Source organism: Rossellomorea pakistanensis, assembly GCF_016908495.1.
Classification (GTDB): domain Bacteria; phylum Bacillota; class Bacilli; order Bacillales; family Bacillaceae_B; genus Rossellomorea; species Rossellomorea pakistanensis.
Genome location: NZ_JAFBDZ010000001.1, coordinates 128494 through 147717, shown reverse-complemented (window position 1 = coordinate 147717; position 19224 = coordinate 128494). Strand labels below are relative to the sequence as shown.

13 protein-coding genes are annotated in these 19224 nt (G+C 39.1%); 3 read left to right on the top strand and 10 right to left on the bottom strand.

Features of this window, described 5'->3' with window-relative positions; translation table 11 throughout:
- Nucleotides 1-105: 105 nt before the first annotated feature.
- Nucleotides 106-1518 (bottom strand): LysM peptidoglycan-binding domain-containing protein, encoded by a 1413-nt coding sequence (locus JOC86_RS00740; RefSeq protein WP_205167876.1) that lies wholly within the window; start codon nucleotides 1516-1518, stop codon nucleotides 106-108.
- 170 nt (nucleotides 1519-1688) lie between these two features.
- On the opposite strand from JOC86_RS00740, the gene JOC86_RS00735 reads away from it, so the two are divergent.
- Together JOC86_RS00735 and JOC86_RS00730 are read left to right on the top strand one after the other, a co-directional pair.
- A complete protein-coding gene (locus JOC86_RS00735; RefSeq protein ID WP_205167875.1) occupies nucleotides 1689-3326 on the top strand; it encodes an acetolactate synthase large subunit in 1638 nt (545 codons plus the stop codon).
- A 16-nt stretch (nucleotides 3327-3342) separates the two neighbouring features.
- Nucleotides 3343-4779: an aldehyde dehydrogenase family protein gene (locus JOC86_RS00730; protein WP_205167874.1), complete on the top strand. Its 1437-nt coding sequence runs from the start codon at nucleotides 3343-3345 to the stop codon at nucleotides 4777-4779.
- A 305-nt stretch (nucleotides 4780-5084) separates the two neighbouring features.
- Here JOC86_RS00730 and JOC86_RS00725 read toward each other — a convergent pair whose 3' ends face one another.
- A complete protein-coding gene (locus JOC86_RS00725) occupies nucleotides 5085-5258 on the bottom strand; it encodes a hypothetical protein (protein ID WP_205167873.1) in 174 nt (57 codons plus the stop codon).
- A gap of 396 nt (nucleotides 5259-5654) precedes the next feature.
- Here JOC86_RS00725 and JOC86_RS00720 point away from each other — a divergent pair, with 396 nt between their 5' ends.
- Nucleotides 5655-6866 carry a S8 family peptidase gene (locus tag JOC86_RS00720; protein WP_205167872.1) on the top strand — a complete coding sequence of 404 codons (1212 nt, stop codon included), beginning with the start codon at nucleotides 5655-5657 and terminating at the stop codon, nucleotides 6864-6866.
- A gap of 202 nt (nucleotides 6867-7068) precedes the next feature.
- On the opposite strand, the gene JOC86_RS00715 is transcribed toward JOC86_RS00720, so the two are convergent.
- The 8 genes from JOC86_RS00715 to JOC86_RS00680 form a co-directional block, all read right to left on the bottom strand.
- Entirely contained in the window at nucleotides 7069-9543 is a 2475-nt protein-coding gene (locus tag JOC86_RS00715) for a S8 family serine peptidase (RefSeq protein WP_205167871.1), read from the bottom strand.
- A gap of 182 nt (nucleotides 9544-9725) precedes the next feature.
- Nucleotides 9726-11147, bottom strand: coding sequence for a S8 family serine peptidase (locus tag JOC86_RS00710; RefSeq protein ID WP_205167870.1), 1422 nt, complete (start codon nucleotides 11145-11147; stop codon nucleotides 9726-9728).
- 178 nt (nucleotides 11148-11325) lie between these two features.
- Complete coding sequence (locus JOC86_RS00705; RefSeq protein ID WP_205167869.1) at nucleotides 11326-11973, bottom strand: response regulator; 648 nt, start codon at nucleotides 11971-11973, stop codon at nucleotides 11326-11328.
- Nucleotides 11948-13810 carry a GAF domain-containing sensor histidine kinase gene (locus JOC86_RS00700; RefSeq protein ID WP_239587326.1) on the bottom strand — a complete coding sequence of 621 codons (1863 nt, stop codon included), beginning with the start codon at nucleotides 13808-13810 and terminating at the stop codon, nucleotides 11948-11950. The genes JOC86_RS00705 and JOC86_RS00700 overlap by 26 nt, the downstream gene beginning before the upstream one ends.
- A 254-nt stretch (nucleotides 13811-14064) precedes the next feature.
- Nucleotides 14065-15336, bottom strand: coding sequence for a metal-dependent hydrolase family protein (locus JOC86_RS00695; RefSeq protein WP_205167868.1), 1272 nt, complete (start codon nucleotides 15334-15336; stop codon nucleotides 14065-14067).
- 13 nt (nucleotides 15337-15349) lie between these two features.
- On the bottom strand, nucleotides 15350-16537 hold the full coding sequence (locus tag JOC86_RS00690; protein WP_205169907.1) for a hypothetical protein: 1188 nt from the start codon (nucleotides 16535-16537) through the stop codon (nucleotides 15350-15352).
- A gap of 54 nt (nucleotides 16538-16591) precedes the next feature.
- Entirely contained in the window at nucleotides 16592-17782 is a 1191-nt protein-coding gene (locus JOC86_RS00685) for an amidohydrolase (protein ID WP_205167867.1), read from the bottom strand.
- Complete coding sequence (locus JOC86_RS00680) at nucleotides 17782-19008, bottom strand: M20 metallopeptidase family protein (RefSeq protein WP_239587325.1); 1227 nt, start codon at nucleotides 19006-19008, stop codon at nucleotides 17782-17784. The genes JOC86_RS00685 and JOC86_RS00680 overlap by 1 nt, the downstream gene beginning before the upstream one ends.
- Between the last annotated feature and the right edge of the window lie 216 nt (nucleotides 19009-19224).

Here is a 19224-nt window from a genome sequence, read left to right as displayed (position 1 = left end):
CCCTCCTAAGGTTGTATCAATTGCCTACGCATACATGGATATGAGAAATACATCCAATACATTCCTGAAAATGGAGGAAGTGTTTCAAAATAATATCACAAATTATTAACCTAATTTTCGCACCCTAAAGTTATCTTCTAGTAATACCCAGTTCTGTGGAAACGGATATCCAAGGACCCAGTAACTAATCCCTCTTAAACCGTAGTCTTTCACAAGGTCAAATTTTGCTTGTGCACTACGGGCGTCTTCAAACCAAACTTCATGTGTTCGACCTTGCTCATCTACATATCGATAAAAAGGCGATTGTGCTGTCTGATCATATTGAATCACCGCACCATATTGTAACGCACGACGTATTGCCTCCTGCATATCAAAGGTTTCAGCTTCACTCCCCTGTACATGTGGGAGGGTCCAATCGCGAGCATACAGCTGGAACTCCATAAAAATCTTATTCCTTGGAATCACTGAAACGGCATAATCGATCACACGTCTAATTTGATTAAGCGGTGAAATGGCTTGGGGTGGGCCTAATCGATACCCCCATTCATAAGTCATCAGAATCACAAAATCGACAATTCTTCCGTGTGCAGCATAATCATGTGCCTCATATAAAAGTCCCTGCTGTTCACCACTAACCTTCGGAGCAAGCGCGGTCGAAACAAAATAACCTTCTGGATGCAAACGGTCCACAGCTCGCTGCAAAAATTGATTATACAATTCTCGATCGTCTTGATAAACATTTTCAAAATCAACGTTTAATCCTTGGTACCCTTTCTCTCTCATCGTGTTTATCACATTCGTTAATAACTGATCTTGCAGCTCTGAACTCGATAAAATTTTATGAGCTAACTCTGAACCCGGATCCTGGTACGTAAAGTTTGTAATGCACATCATTGGAATAACATTCTCTGCCAAAGCAGCTTGAATTGTCGCTTCATCATTAATCCCTGTTAGTCCACCGTTTTCTTGCATGATATAACCAAATGGTGATACATAGGTCAAATGATTTCCGACTTTACGAACCTCTCTTGCTCCTTCTTCCCCAAAATTAATGGTATACGCATTTACATCAATGATTGGTTTCTCAAATGGAATGGTTAATATTGTCCCTGAATAGATAAGGTTAGGGTTCTGAATTTGATTGAGACTCATAATCTCTTGAACGGTTGTATTATAACGCTGAGCAATTTGCCACAAATTCTCCCCTTGTTGAACGGTATGAACATGAGCCGGAATAAATAAAACGGTTCCAGGATTAATTCTTGAAGGATCACTAATTTGGTTTGCCTGAACAATCGCCCCTATCGTAACTCGATATCTCTGGGCAATTTGCCATAAAGATTCACCCATTCTTACATTATGGCTTCGCCCAGCAGTTGGCACAACAAGTGACTGACCAACAAGTAAGCGATTTGGGTCAGATAGCTCATTCGCATCAACAATTTGCGAGACATTGACTCGATAACGATTAGCAATCTGCCATAACGTTTCCCCTCTCTGAATAACATGAATAATCATAAGTACCTCCTAAAAATTAGGTCATATGACTACTGTATGCTGCAAGCAGACTTCATGTAACTAAGCAGACAGACTGATAGAAATTCCAGTATTTTTATTAAATCAGTTTAAAAACCGAGTTTATACAGAAAATAGAAAGAGAACTGAATTAAACTGTAAAGGGTGTTTATATGAGAGTTGCTGAATTACTAGTTAAATGTCTCGAGCATGAAGGTGTTGAATATATTTTTGGAGTACCTGGAGAAGAAAACATCGACTTTATGGATGCTCTTTTAGGTTCAAGTATTGAGTTTATCGTGACTAGACACGAAACGAGTGCGGCTTTTATGGCTGGTACATATGGAAGGCTTACAGGAAAGCCAGGGGTGTGTTTGGCGACCTTAGGACCGGGAGCGACTAATCTTCTAACCGGTGTAGCCAATGCTAACATGGACCTTAGTCCGCTTATTGCCATTACGGGACAAGCCGGTTTAGAACGTCAACATAAAATCTCTCACCAGTATTATGATTTGGTTTCCATTTATGACCCTGTTACGAAATGGAACACACAAATAAAAACAGGAGAGATCATTCCTGAAGTGGTTCGTAAAGCCGTTCAAGTGGCAACTCAATCGAAGCCTGGCGCAACCCACATCGACCTTCCCGAAGATATTGCCGCTATGGAAATGGAAATGGAAGCCACTCCTTTAGAAATCATTGATCATTCCTTATCAGAGGCAGGCGATCAGGTTGTGCAACAAGCGGTTAAAATGATTGAACAGGCCAAGCATCCCCTTATTTTAGCTGGAAATGGAATCACTAGAGGTAACGCTTCCGACAGTTTAAAGGCACTCATCGAAAAAGCGAACATCCCTGTTGTCCATACGTTTATGGGTAAAGGGGCCATTTCTTGGAAAAATACTCTCAGTTTACTTACAGCGGGACTAGGTGGAAAGGATTATATTACATGTGGTTTTAACCACTCTGATCTCATTTTAGCTATCGGCTTTGACATAGCCGAATACCCACCAAAGAATTGGAACCCTGAAGCCGCTACCCCGATTTTACACATTGATACAGAAGAAGCGGAAACCGATGCAAATTATCCAGTGACATTGAATGTCTTAGGTGATATTAATACAAACCTAAAAAAATTAACGGATCAACTTTCTTCAATTGAAAGAAATAATGATTGGGTAGCAAATGTACGAAAGGATGCTCTGGATGAATACGAGCATTTTAAAGAAGACGAGAGCTTTCCAATTAAACCGCAGAAAATTGTTTCCGATTTACGATCGGTATTAAATGACGAAGATATCGTTATTTCGGATGTTGGCGCCCATAAAATGTGGATGGCTAGAATGTATCATACGGCTCAACCAAATACTTGTCTAATATCAAATGGATTAGCATCAATGGGAGTGGCTGTACCAGGTGCGATAGCAGCAAAAATGGTTCATCCCCATCGTCATGTCGTTGCGGTTTGTGGAGATGGTTCCTTTCAAATGACAGGAGCCGAACTTGAAACAGCAAAACGATTAAATCTACCGATTATCGTTCTATTATGGAGAGATGAAGGCTATGGATTAATTGAGTGGCATCAGCAGAAAAAATTCAAACGTTCCTCTCATATTAAATTCGGGAATCCAGATTTTATCCAGCTTGCAAAAGCCTATGGATTTGAAGCCATTCAAATCCAAAAAGGTGGAGAATTAATACCTGCTTTAGAAAAGGCAATTTCTTTAAATAAACCAGTGTTTATCGATTGCCCGGTTGATTATCGTGAAAACATGAAGTTAACCGAAAAATTAGACGATATTCATTGTTAAGAATAGGAGGATCCTAATGCGATATGGTTCAATCATTAATGGTCAGGAAAGAAATGAAAAACAGCGAGAAACATTAGAGGTACGAAATCCATTTAATCAAGAGAAAGTAGCAGAGCTTGCCCTTGCAACACAAAGCGATCTTGAAGATGCGGTAAATAATAGCTTTGATACATTTCACTCCACAATGAAAGTTATGCATGCCCATCAACGCTCTGACATATTGAGAAAGGCAGCTGATTTATTAGAAGGAAAAGTAGAGGAGTTTGCGCAAACGATCGTAAAAGAAGCCGGAAAGCCAATTAAATATAGCCGTGATGAAATTAAACGTTCCATCCAGGTCCTTCGTTTTTCCTCAGAACTTGCCAAGAATATTACCGGTGAAGTCATTCCAATGGATGCTGCCATCGGTGGAGAAAACCGAATGGGACTTGTAACACGTAAGCCATTAGGTGTTGTTGGGGCCATCACTCCTTTTAACTTCCCATTGAATTTATCCCTGCATAAAATTGCACCAGCCATTGCAGCAGGGAATACAATTGTGTTTAAACCGGCAGAGAACACCCCTATCTCCGCCTATTTATTAGTGAAATTATTTCAAGAAGCAGGACTACCAAAAGGTGTATTAAACCTGTTGATGGGAACCGGAAAAGTAGGAGAACCACTCGTTACACATAAAAAAGTCCATAAAATCACTTTTACTGGCAGCTTACCGGTCGGAAGAAAAATCCGCGAATCAGCTGGATTTAAAAAAGTAACCTTAGAGCTTGGTTCAAATTCACCAAACATCTTATTCGAAGATGCTGATATCGAGAGTGCTGTAAAAGATTTAGTAAAAGGGGCTTTTGCTTTTTCAGGACAGGTTTGTATCTCCGCACAAAGAGTTTATGTTCATAAAAGCATTTATGATTCATTCCTTGAAAAATATATTAAGGAAACGGAAAGTTTAACGATAGGTAATCCTGAAAAGGAAGAAACAGATATCGGTCCAATGATTAATGAGGATGAAGCAATGCGGGCGAAACAATGGATAGATGATGCTGTCGAAAAAGGTGCCAAGATTGAAATTGGTGGCGAACGGAATGGTACGGTACTCTCCCCTACCATCATGACCAACGTAGACCATAATATGAAAATCATTGCTGAGGAAGTATTTGCACCTATCGTTTCTGTCATTCCATTTGAAACGGAAGATGAGGTCGTTAACTATTCCAATGATTCTATTTACGGTCTGCAAGCAGGGGTATTCACGAAAGATATCGACCGCGCCATGCGGGTAGCGAACCAACTAGAAATGGGAGGAGTATGGATTAATGAAATCTCCACTTACCGCCAAGATAACCACCCATATGGAGGTGTCAAACAAAGTGGAATAGGGAAAGAGGGAGTTAAATACGCCATCGAAGATATGACCGAAATAAAATTCATTGGGGTTAAATTGAATCCAAACCATTAATAAGATTGTTATAGTCGGTCAGTTTGAGTGATTTATCAGTCCTACTAGAAAAGTACAAAAAAGGAGATGTTTCTAGTATAGGGAGAGTCATCATTTTCCATGTCTTAAATGTGGAAACGCACAACTTTTTGATTTCATGCACAAGAATTAATTTTTGTGTATTAAAACTAAAAAAATGCACAAGATTTCAAATTTATGCACATTTCTAAGGAGTCAGAAACCGTAACATAAATAGATAGGAGAATCTTCTATCTATTGACGGTTCCTGATCCTTTTTTGCATTCACTAAGAACTGGGAATAAACCTTATTGAAACCCTCCAGTATCCTTATGATCTCCCATCATATAATTGGAATCTTCGCCTGGCTTAGCGTTTGGGTTGATTGGTTTTTGAAAGTGATCATTACGCTTCTTTCGTCTCCAATCAATGAGAAAGGCAAATGCGAAAATTCCAAGAATAAAAACGAAAAACCATACCATCGAACCCCCCCTTTTTACAGATATATATATGTTTAGTTGACATAAGTTATAGCCCACGATCTAGAAAAATTCGAGTGAATTTTAATAAAACGGTTGGGAAACATCAAGATATATTATTCATTTATCATTGAAAATTCCGATTAACTCAGGAAAACTTTCCACGATTATTTAACCAATGACAAAATCATTCATTTTCGGATCAAATTCATCCAAATTCTTCAAAAAACGGAATATATCACAAGGGTAATTAATTTGCTAGAATGCACGTAAGCGCTTTCTTCCCATTCGAAGAAGCCAAACTAGCGGAGGTGATTTTCTATTAAATAGTTATAACCTTTCTGTTTTTTTAGAATAGTAGATTTGTAAAAAGCTAAAACAAAAGTCGGAGGAATCTAAATGAAATTTAAAAAAATTGCTGCCTTATCACTTGCTGCTTCCCTTGCCCTTTTTCCAACCTTCGGAAATGATGCGTCCGCTCAACAAGATCAACTTAAGAAACCCACTAAAGATATCACGGTCAATAAAAGCATTGCTAAAGATAAGTACGTTAAAGGTGAAGTTATCGTAAAATTTAAAGATTCAGTTGGAACTTCTGAGAAAGGAAAATCTCTTAAAAGTCTTGGGGCTACGAAAGTTCCAGACAAAAATGGAGTCAAATCAGAGTTTGATGTTTTAAAAGTAGGAAATGTAGAAGCTGTTGTAAAAGCATTGGAGAAAAATCCAAATGTAGAATATGCAGAGCCTAATTATATTTTTAATGTAAATTGGACACCAAATGATTATTATTATCAAGGATATCAATACGGTCCTCAAAATACTTATACTGAATATGCATGGGATTACACTAGAGGAACAAGCAGTCAGGAAATTGCCATCCTTGATACAGGTGTTGATTATAATCACCCTGATTTAGATGGGAAAACAATCAGAGGCTACGACTTCGTGGACAATGATTATTATCCAATGGATGAAAATTCTCATGGTACACATGTGGCTGGTACTGCTGCTGCTGAAACAAATAATGGAACAGGGGTAGCGGGTATGGCACCAAATACGAAGATTCTTGCTGTCCGCGTTTTAGACGCTAACGGCAGCGGTTCACTTGCAGATATCGCAGATGGGATTAAATATGCAGCTGATGAAGGGGCAGAGGTTATTAATCTATCATTAGGCTGTAACTGTGATACTTCCACTCTTGAAAATGCAGTAAACTACGCGTGGAATAAAGGTTCAGTCATTGTCGCTGCAGCAGGAAATGATGGTGTCTCTACAACATTTGAACCGGCGTCATATGCAAATGTCATTGCTGTAGGTGCTGTCGATTCAAATGATCGTAAAGCTTCCTTCTCAAATTATGGCACTTGGGTAGACGTAACAGCCCCGGGTGTACAAATCGCTTCAACTGTACCTAATAATGGTTACTCCTATATGTCAGGGACTTCGATGGCCTCCCCGCATGTCGCTGGATTGGCTGGGCTCCTTGCAAGTCAAGGTAGAAGTAATGTCGAAATTCGACAAGCCATTGAACAAACTGCTGATGCCATCAGTGGTACGGGTTACTATTTCGAACACGGAAGAATTAACTCCTATAATGCTGTAAGATACTAATACGAAAGAGGGCTGTCCCCAAAGGGGTCCGGAACCACGATGATTGTCCATTTTATAGAAGATATATTGAGGGTTTCTTCTATATATGAAAGTTATGGTTCTTAACACCTTGGCTTTGAGACAGCCCTCTTGACTTTTTAGTAATCATTGAACCTTATTGAGAAATATCGGTTATGGTTATGATTATGATACCTTCTTCTAATTATCTAAAAAAGGCATTAAAATATCTCGTCATCGCAACAGCAAAATCACCTCTTTTTACTTTATCTTGTGGATGATAGGTTGCTGTAATCGCCGGTTCCAAATCATATGGATCTTGCTTCACAGAGAATTTTGCATTTATTATGTTTAGGTCAAGTGCTAGTTGTACGTATCCCTTTAATTCAGTAGGAATCGTTGCTGCATCTTCGATTACAATTCTTTCATCTTTATATAGGACCGTTACCTCACCGCTAAAATCTTCTGCTTCCTTTTGTAAACCTAAGCTTTGAATTAGGGAATAGGCCAACTCAGCACGTGTCACTCCCTCATTTGGTGCAAATTTACCGTCTGACTTAGGAAGAATTACACCCTTTAATTGTTGCTGTTTGTCTAAAAATGCTGCCCCTTTTGCCACAACGGCTTCCACATAAGGGACATCTATACCAGCAACATCGTGAAAGCTGTCTTCACCATTTAGTGGCAAGGACTGACGAATTCCCGCCCCCATGACAAGATATTTGGCTAAATCTTTTCTAGCTAACGCTGAATCAGCTTTGAACGTACCATTTGAAAAGCCGTCTAGTAATCTTTCATTTACACCCATTTGAATAGCTGCCGCTGCAGGATGTCCGTCAATATCATTTAATCCAGAAAACCCGCTTACTTTTGTGAATGACAATGTACCCTTTATTGTTTCCGGTAATGCCACCCCTACTGGATTAACTTCGTCCCCTCTAAGCCCTCTAATTACAGCTTTCCATGTACCTGCCATCGGTGAATTCACAGATACAGTTCGGTCTGTATATAAAGGGAATAATAAACTAATTCCAGAGCTATATTCGGTTCCATCAGGTGCAATAAGTACAAGGTTCACAGGATTACCTGTTTCTCCAACTAGACCTTTTCCATCTATTTTGGCAACTAGATTGGATAATCCTTCATCGACTTTGAATGAATATGGTTCAGAAGATATAGAGGTTAATGGATTATAATCTACTGAAAACTCAACCCGTTCTGTTAAAGACTCAACAGAACTGTTAAATTGTTGAGAGCTATTAACCGTTTCACCGTATTCTTTGTTATTGATCACCTTATCCACTGCTGCATACGCATTGACATAACCTGCTCCCGCTTCCCATGCCTCATATCCTGGCATATTTGTAGCCGTTTCTTGTAGGATTTGTTTTACTTCAGCTGGTGATCGTTCAGGGTTTGCTTCAAGAATTAGAGCTACAATCCCTGCAACATGTGGGGTAGCCATAGAGGTTCCACTCATATGAGTATAATAAGGAACATGTGCTGGATCTAGGTTCTCTACATCCTGATCGGCTGATAATGATGAAACGGGCGCTAGGACTCGTGTTGAAACAATATCAACACCTGGGGCAGTAATCGTTGGTTGATCCTTCCACGTCCATTCTTCACCGTCTATTGTAAATGTTCCTCCAACTCCTTTTGTGCCTCTTGAAGAGAAGTCAGCCAAAGTGCCATCTTTCTCCCCGGCAGCTACAGAAATAACCCATGGTGCTTTTGAATAAGGATTATGGGTGTCTTCAGCTGGTCCTGAATTTCCTGCTGCAAATAATACCGTAATACCTCTATCGTATGCTTGCTTACTTGCAATATTAATAGGGTGAATAGGATCAAAGTCTCCAGAAGATCCCCATGAGTTTGTAATAACCCGAATATTGTATCGATGTTGATTTGTAATGGCATAATCAAATCCGCCAATTCCATCAAGTACAAATAAAGCAGCTCCTGATCCATAGCCAATCAAATCAGCACCTGGTGCGACTCCTTCATACTTCCCGCTCGACATGGCACCTGTCCCACCTACTGTACCAGCAACATGTGTCCCATGACCTGAATTTGTATCGGTATTGGCCACATCCTCTTGATAAGTAATAGGAAGAAGTCCAGGAGCTAAACTGTTCAAGTTTGTTGAAGCCATGACGTTTTGAACTAGATTTCTTCCTAATTCAATGTCTTTATGTGTACCATCGACACCGCTATCATTAATAACGACCCCAATTCCTTTTCCTGAAACAGGTAAACCTCCATTTGCTTTACGAAAAGAGTCATCTGTTCGAACTTTATTTACACCTGTAATGTCTGTTGCATCTGCATTAAAGTATTCTAGCTTTCGGTTTAGATACAGTGAAGCAATCTGATCACTTTCAGCCAATTTTGTAATTTGCTCTTTTGTAGCTACAACCCCTGCAATTGGAAGAGACTTCATCGTTAGACCAGTATCAATTCCTATATCCTCTAATACATTGAGGTGTTCACTCGTTGGTGCCCCTTCACCATTAAAAGTAACAATTACCTGCAAATGATCAGTCGTTTCTAATGCTTTTGTTAAATAAGGATCAATCACAACCCCAGATTCAGCTTTTACCATTGATCCTCCTCCGCTATGTAAGAATGCAGGAAAAATGATTAGTAATGAAAAAAACAGATACAGCAATCGTCTCATTTTGGTTCTCCTCTCCTTTTTGTAATCTTTGTAACTTTCTATTTTATTATCTTTTATAAATGCTACTATGCCTATTAATCAAAGGATGTAACGTATAGTCACTAAAGGAGTATTCTTGTATCGTACAAAAGTTGTAGGCAGTCATTAAAAAAGCCACCCAAAAGATGGATGACTTTCTTCTATTACTTATCGGTTACTTTGAAAGATTGGTCAACAGCTTTAAATGCATTTACGTATCCTTCTCCCACTTCCCAAGTTTCATATTCAGGCATTGAGGTTGCTGTTGATTGCAAGATTTCTTTAATTTCCTTAGGTGAAAGAAATGGATTGGCATCCAGCATTAAGGCAATGACTCCAGCAACATGAGGTGCAGCCATTGAAGTACCACTCATTGTAGTATAGTAAGGAATATAAGCAGGTTCAATATACTCAATATCTTTTGGGGCACCGAGTGAACCTATAGGTGACAGCACTCTAGTAGATATTATATCTACTCCTGGAGAAGTCACTGTCGGACGATCTTGCCATGTCCATGATTCCCCGTCTACCATCACTGTTCCACCTCTCCCTTTCTCTCCCCGAGATGAAAAGTCGGCAAGTTTTCCGTTCTTGTCCCCAGCAGCAACAGTAACCACCCATGGAGCTTTTTTATAATTTCCAGAGATCGTTTTTTCTTCCGGTCCGGAATTACCGGCAGAAAAAACGGTTATAATTCCACGGTCATACAAGCGTTTTGTCGCTATATTAATGGGATGATTCGGATCAAAACCTGTTCCAGCATCTCCTGAATCTCCCCATGAATTTGTAATGATACGGATGTTATATTCCTGCTGATGGGTAAGGGCGTAATCAAACCCGCCAAGAGTATCAAGAATGGCAAGAGCCGCGCCAGAGCCATAACCAATCAAATGAGCCCCTGGTGCCACTCCTTCATATTTACCACCTGACATGGCTCCCGTTCCACTAACAATACCTGCAACATGTGTACCATGCCCGGAATTATTATCTGTATTAGGAACATCTTCCACATATGTTATGGGAAGCAGCGAATCAATTGCATGTAAATTCGTTGATCCTAAAACGTTTTGAACAAGATGATCCCCATATAAAATATCTTTATGTGTCCCATCAATCCCACTGTCATTTACGACAACTCCTATGCCATCACCTGAAACAGGTAAGCCGCCATTCTGCTTTCTCATCCCATCATCAGTGCGGACCTGATCGACACCTGTTAGATCAGTAGAAGTATCATTTTCATAAGATAGCTTCTTATTTAAAAAGATAGAAAGAATGGCATCATTTCGCGCCAAATGCTCAACTTGAGCTTTTGTGGCCATTACACCTGCTATCGGAAGGCTTTCCAGAATTATGCCATTATTGACACCGGCACTTTTAAGAATATTCAAGTGTTCATCTGTCAATCCTTCTGTGCTTTTAAAGGAAACAATAACTTCAACTGGCTTTGTCGATGTTAGTAATTCCTGCCACAAATCTTCATCAATAACACTGATGTTTGCTTTAGAAGAAGTCCCCTGAAAACTCCACCCCAAAATAATCATTGAGAGCATAAGAACTGAAAGAATTAGTGTTCTTATCTTCATTCACCCATCTCCTTTTTAATTTTCCTAATTATCCACAACTCTATTTTCCCACTTTTCGTATAAAACCACTATTCTCCTGATGGTATATATGTATCTACCTGGAGTACTACTGTATCTACTACTTAAGTAATAGATGGAATCTAAAATCTAATTTCTTACTATAAAGAAAAAAGCCCCCTTAGGAGCTTGGTGGTAATGGAACTAATTGTTTTTGTACCGCATAAATGATCACTTGTGAACGGCTTTTGACATTTAATTTTTTAAAAATTTTACTTACATGGATTTTGACGGTCTTATCACTGATAAACAGTTTATTGGCAATTTCTTTGTTACTTAATCCCTCCACAAGACAAAGAAGTACATCCTTCTCCCGATCAGTCAAATAATGATCTTCCTGTTCTGTATCTCTTTTCTGATGGAAGCTTAGTAGTTTCCTTGTCATAGAAGGATGGATAACAGACTCGCCCTTTGAGACTGTTCGAACAGCCTCGACTACTTGATCGGATGGGACGTCTTTTAGTAAGAAACCATCAGCTCCTTCACGAATCGAGGACATGAAAAATTCACTATGATTATGCATCGTTAGGATAAGGACCTTTATTTGAGGATATTTCTTTTTAATGATTCCTGTAACTTCCACTCCATTTTGGTTTGGCATATTAATATCCATAATCACCAAGTCAGGTTGGAGCTTATCGATTTTTGAAATGGCTTCTTCCCCAGATACAGCTTCTCCTACTACTTTCATATCTTCTTCCATTTCTATTATATTTCTGAGACCATCCCGTAGAACGGCATGATCATCCACTAAGATTAGTTTGATCAATAATCTCCCCTCCTTCAAAACCCATTTTTGGTACGATGATCGAGACTTCTGTACCTTCTCCCTCTTTACTATCAATTTGTAAGGTAGCCTGAATTTTTTCTGCACCATCATTCATCTGTAATATTCCAAAGTGTGGCTTACTTTGAGCATTTAGCATGGCTTTAAATAGTGAGAACCCTTTTCCGTCATCTTTAATTTTTAATAAGACATGCTCAGTTTGATAGCTAGCTAGTACATCGACCTTTGTTGCATTCGCATGTTTAATAATGTTTTGCAGACTCTCTTGTAAAGTATCGTAAAGTACTTTTTCAACCATTGGACTGAGTTCTACCTCCTTCCCTCTTATTTCGAATCCAATATTTACATGATGCTCCTGTTTAATGGTTTCGATCTTTTTAGAGATGGCGGTTGTTACTCCTATTTTTTGTGTCGGATATGGGCGCAGAGCATAAATGGATTCCCTGACCTCTTTTAAACTTCCCCTAAGCCTCCAAATACTATCATTTACTAGCTTTATTGTTTCATCAGGATTTTTTGAGAACTTTTTACCAGCCGTTTCAAGCTTCATGACGGCCCCTGCAAGATTTTGTGCCAATCCGTCATGAATGTCCCTTGCAATTCGATTTCTTTCCTCCAAAATCTTCCGTTTTTCTTTTTCATTAAAAAGCATTTTCGTCTTAATAATGACGGCAAGCTGGTTGGATAGAGTGGCGATTGATTGTACATCGTCATCCTCAAAGCTTTTAGTCCGGCTTCTCCCAACTATGAACATACCCACGGTCTCATTTTCTATAACAAGAGGAGAATAGACGAGTGATTTAATATCACTTTCAAATAGGGTTTCGGCAATGCTCTTCCTTTTTTTGCGATTATTAATCATTACAGGCTTCTTCATATCCTCTAAACCGTTTATCATTTCAGCAGTTAGCTTTCCGTCTGTATTCACTCTTCCACCCTTTATTTCTATCTGCCAATTACCATTTTCTTTCATCCATAAAATGCTCGCGTCCACATTCATAAAGTCGTTAAAGCTCTCTTTTAATTTACTGGACCATTCTTTAGTAGGAAGCATTTGGTTTAATTCGTTCGTAATCGTGAATAACGCCTTTAATCTTCTTTTTTCTTTTTTTAATTTCATAATCATGGAGCAAAGCAGGGCAAAACCCACTAATGGGGAGAAAAAGAAAAAGTAGGAAAAAGCATCAACTTCCCCCCGATTTTGGCTCCCTAAGAGATATAGAAGTAAACCATAAACAATAGAGATGATAGCACTTAAACATTCTGTAAATGTTTTTTGTTTCCATAATTTAAAGGGATATGGCTGGGGGCGAATCCATAAAACGATATCGACAATTGTATTATTAATAACAAGATACATAACAAGTAATAGAATGTATTCTGTAATTCCATAAATAATTGCATTGCCTAACGCCGGTTCGATAATTGGACGAACTAAAGAAAAAAGGATATGTGCTAAGAAAAAACTTAGTACTAACTGTGCTGGATTAAAGAACACAATCCGCCATGGTCGACGTTCTATAATATTGATAATCAAAACAGATAATGCAAACGTTAAAAGGGCATATGGTAATCCATATAAAAGATAGAGGACATAGACAAGCGGAAATGTTATAGTGGTGAACCCTTTCCAAACTGGCATTGGAAAATACTCACTGATAAATAAAAAAACAGTTAATAGACAGAGGATAATCGGTTCTTGAGGTATGTCCATACCAATTAAAGAAACAATTAAGGTCACCCATCCTAGAAAAGAAATAATGAAAAGAAAATGTCTAGAATTCTTCTCTCTTTTTTGTATAAAAGCCCAATCACTCAAGACGCCACCCCTTTTATTAAGAATATTCTGTCAAGTTAATCTTATCGACATATTATTAAAAATACAACAACAAAAAAACCCAGACTGGTCAAATGATAAACACTAACCAATACTGGGAAACTCCATTTAGGAATTTATCATTATATTATAAAGAGGGATATTCTTCTTGACTATTACACAAATGCAGTATTTTACTAGTACCAAGGTTATATTTAGAGAAATAAAATCAAACTCTGATAAAAGTTGGGTGAAATTTATATGTGAGCTATCATTTGCTTCCGACCTACCCGCAAATCTTTTTTAATCTCTCCAGCCTTTGCAACAACTACTATATTATCACTATCTTCAAGGGATCTAATATCCTCTAGAGGGTTCGTTTTTGTAATAATAAAATCGGCTATTTTCCCCTTTTCTATTGTTCCTAACGTATCTTCCCAGCACATACATTCAGCTGCCACCTTTGTTGTTGAAACAATGGCTTCCATTGGGGACATCCCAATATCGCACATCAATCCAAGTTCACGTAAGTTCGTACCATGCGGCATTACCCCTGCATCTGTCCCCATAGCAATTTTTACACCCGCTTTATGAGCTTTGGAGATGCTCTCACGATGAATATCTACTACTTCACGAGCTTTACTTACAGCATAATCAGGCATGTTTTCATTTACTTTACTTGCTTCTAGTACGGATACTGAAGCTAGTAGGGTTGGAACTAGATAGGTACCTTTCATAAGCATGAGTTCTATCGCCTCTTCATCCAAAAAGATTCCATGCTCTATCGAGTGAATCCCCGCTCTGACAGCGTTTTTGATTCCTTCTGCTCCTTGGGCGTGTGCCATTACCTTGATTCCGCGACGATACGCTGCCTCTTGAACGATGACCGATAATTCTTCCTGGGAAAATTGAGTAAACTCTGGATGATCGGTTGGACTCATCACTCCCCCAGTTGCATGGACTTTGATAATATCCGCTCCTGCCCTCAGCATTTCCCGCACCTTTTGTCGGACTTGTTCGGGTCCATCGCAAACCCCAAACGGCATACCTGGGTAACTTTTACTTGTTATATCTAATCCTGAATGCATCCATGAATCTCCATGCCCTCCCGTAATAGTCAATGGGTTGACACTGAATTGCATACGTGGACCCGAAATAAGCCCTTTTTCTACTGCTTGTTTAACACCAAGGTCTGTAAAACCAGCATCACGGACAGAGGTGATGCCTGCATTAATGGTCCGTTTCATGTATTCTACAGACTGATAAAACTTAAGGGAAAAAGGGCTGACAAGGGTTTCTCTTATATCCTTGATTTCCAACATCATATGAACATGCGTATCAAATAATCCTGGAAGAATATATCCATTTTGGGCATCAATCATTTCTACATATTGATTTGGAATTTTGATATCATTCATTTCCCCTGCAGCCACAATAAGATTATTTTGAATGAGTACTCCCGCATTTGCTACAATTTCCTTCCCTGTCCCATCAATAAGGTTTGCATTTTTAATTAACTTATATGTCATATTTTATCGCCTCCTATAAGGTTTTTACTAATATACTAGCGATGATGACAGAACCTACTGTTACAGAAGTAAATCCACCGATAAGCATTGGAGGTAAAATTTCGTTCAGGATTTGTTCTTCTTCTTCCTTCGTTCTCCCCATACTACGACTTACCTCTTGGGAGATGAGATAGTCGGCTGGAAATCCATACATCGCCGTTAAAACTACGGATATTCCTTTAGTCGGATCCCATTTAAATAGTTTTGATCCTATGAAACCACCGATGACTAAACCGATTGTCCCTACAATAAGAATAGTCGCTACTGCTGGTAGAACACTAACGATATTTGCCCACGTAATGGATGCTAAAGAACTAACGACAATAAAGACTAAACCCACCATCGCTATACTAAAGCCATTTGCTCTTTCTAATACTTTATCTGGATAAAACCCAATATATGCTCCAAAAATCCCTATGACTAATCCAAAAAGGCTGTAGCTAATCCCCGTTACGTTTTCTAACCCAACGGCAAGAGCACCGCCGATAAAAATCAGGAATAATAGAATGAAACTACTTTGCATATACTTTTTCGGAATCAGTGGTTTTTTTTCTGACGCTGCGTTTACTATCTCCGATTCTGGTACTTTAGCTTCTGCGACAGCAGCTGCCACATATGTACCTGCATCCATGGATCGTCTAAGATTAAGGGAATGTTTACGTAGTAAAAGGGATGTTAATGGCATACCAATGACTCCTTGAAGTGTTAAGACAATAATAGGGATAGCCACTAAGGAAGCCAGTCCTGCTTCTTGAAGAGCCTCTGATGTCACAAGGTATGCAATTAATCCCCCTGTTAACGGTCCAGCACCTGCAACAGCCGTTCCATATCCAAAAAACAGGGGAATGACTAGCAGCATAAGGAAGACGGAAATCGTAATACCAATTAACGTTATAAGAACAGCTTGATATTGACTTTTCATCACCTTCATCGGAATCAAGGTTCCCATATGAACCAGCAGTGCTGGTTGTAGTACAGCACCTACCACGGCAAATGTCGATGCTTCAATGATGTTTGAAGGGATAATTCCTGTTTTAAAAAGGATAAAGATACCGATCATGACCACGAGGAGCGTCGGCACTTTTGCTCGGGTCGCTATCGACACGACTTCCCCTACTGTAATGATAGCTAATACGATCAAGGTTGCTACTACTGGATCCATCACTAAATACCTACCTTCTTTCTATGGGTTACTTTAACTTAAAAAATTGATTTTTTAAGGATTCACATTAAGTTTAAATGGAGCATTTACAAGAATTTTCAATCCATGCTCAAGTGCTTCTTCATCAACGGTAAACCGTGGATGGTGGTGTGGATAGACAATCCCTTCTTGTTCATTTCCAGCAGCCACTAATAGGAAACACCCAGGCACCTCTTTTGAAAATGCAGAAAAATCTTCACTTCCCATCATGGCACCCGGCTCTAGATTAAGGATAAAGTCTGGACCGAAAACGTCTTCTACCATTTCCTCAAGTTTCGTTGTCAAATCTTCATCGTTTACAACGGAATCGTAGCCAAATTCATAATCAAAGTTGTAGGTAGCGCCGTGTGCTTCCGTTATCCCTTTAATAATTCTCTCCATTAAACTAGGGATTTCCTTTCTTACTTCTTGATCAAAGCTTCGGACTGTTCCATTTAGTTTTACATTTTGAGGGATAATATTTTGTGCTGAACCTCCATGTATTTGAGTGACAGAGATCACTACTTTCTCACGAGTAGCAATATTTCTTGATACGATATGTTGAAGATTATTGACCACTTGAGAACTAATCGTGACAGGATCGATTGCCGTATCAGGCTGAGAAGAATGGCCACCTTTCCCATTAATCGTAATGTTAAAAACATCGCAGTTCGCTGAGACCGGACCATATCCAATCCCAATCTTCCCTGTTTCGAAAGGGGATGCTAAATGAAGACCAATGACCTGATCTACCCCTTTTAATACTCCAGCGTTCACCATTTCTATTGCTCCTCCTGGTGGAACTTCCTCGGCATGTTGAAAAATAAATCGAACTTCTCCATTTAATTGTTCCTTTAATTGTGAAAGAACTTTTGCAGCACCTAATAACATAGCTGTATGTCCGTCATGACCGCAAGCATGCATGACCCCTGGATTTGCGGATACAAAACTGAAGTCATTTTCCTCTTTAATCGGAAGTGCATCCATATCAGCACGCATAGCTAGAACCCTTCCTGGTTTTTCACCGATTAAGCGAGCCACAACGCTTGTCCTCGTTGGTCTAGATACGATTAAGTTCCCAAAACTTTCAAGAGTTTCATAGACAAATTGCGAGGTTTTTTCTTCCTGAAACGATAATTCAGGATTTTGATGGAGGTATCTTCTCCATTGAATGACCGTACTTTTAACTTCATCCACTAGTTCTTCCATCTTTACTGTTTCAATCATTAGATAAGCTCCTTCCTTGAGTTTGTTCGAGAAATCGAATCTTTTTGGTTACATAATATTTTTTTTGGTAGATTTACTAAAATACGAACCCCATCCTTCAAAGCCTCTTCATCAATATCAAATCGCGGATGATGATGTGGGTACATAATACCCTTCTCCTCATTTCGTGCTCCTACCGCAACAAAGCAGCCAGGTGCTTTTGCCAAGTATGCAGAAAAGTCTTCTCCGCCCATCATTCCTTCTCCATGCTCTACATATTCACTACCAAACTCTTCAACGATTAATTCTTCCACTGCTTTCGTGAGCTCTAAATCGTTAATAACCGAATCATAGCCGTATTGATAGTGAAACTCATAGGAACCACCATGTGCTTCGGTTACACCTTTTACGATTCGTTCAATTAAGGAAACGGCCTGTTTTCTTACATTAGGGCTGAACGATCTAACAGAACCACCAATCTGAACCGTTTCGGGGATGACGTTTTTAGCTGTCCCTGCCTGTAAGGTTGTCGTCGAAACGACCAGCTTTTCGGAAGGGTCTAAATTTCGAGAAACGATCTGTTGAAGATTGCTAATAATTTGAGCACTCATAGCGATCGGATCAATAGAATTTTCAGGTTGAGAGGAGTGACCTCCCTTGCCTTTTATTTTTAAATCGAACGTATCTGAGTTCGAAGTGATCGGCCCATAAACAATACCGATTTTCCCTTTTGAAAGTGTCGACATGAGGTGTAGACCAACAATATAATCGACATCATCCACAACCCCTCTTCTCACTAACTCTTGGGCTCCTCCAGGGGGTAATTCCTCAGCGTGCTGGAAAATAAACCTTATTTCTCCCCTGATTTCATCTTTCCTTTGACTCAGGATTTTTGCAGCACCAAGAAGCATGGCAGTGTGTCCATCATGACCACAAGCATGCATGACACCAGCAGTATCTGATGCAAACTCGAGGTTCGTTTCTTCCTGTATGGGAAGAGCATCCATATCAGCTCGTAATCCTAAAACTTTTCCAGGCTTTTCTCCAATAAGTCTAGCCATAACACTTGTCCTAGTGGGACGCGTAACTTTCAACCCGCCAAATGACATAAGTTCATCAAAAACAAATTGCGAGGTTTTTTCTTCTTTAAAAGACAACTCTGGATTTCGATGTAAATGTCTTCTCCACTCCTTCACTTTGTCTTGAACCTCTTTCATGAATGGATCATCAATACTAGCGTTAAGCATGATCGTTTCCTCCTTGACATTCTGAATTATTTAATTTTTCAGATAATTAAATACAAAATAATGATAGCACCGCTCTATTACAAATTAGTAATAAAAAATTTTTATACCCTTATTAAACCCTTATGTAATGGGAGGCAAATAGGATATAAATACTTTTTATATGTCATTTAATGTTATTGAGGACCCTCTAAAATTAAGGTAATATAGAGGAATCTA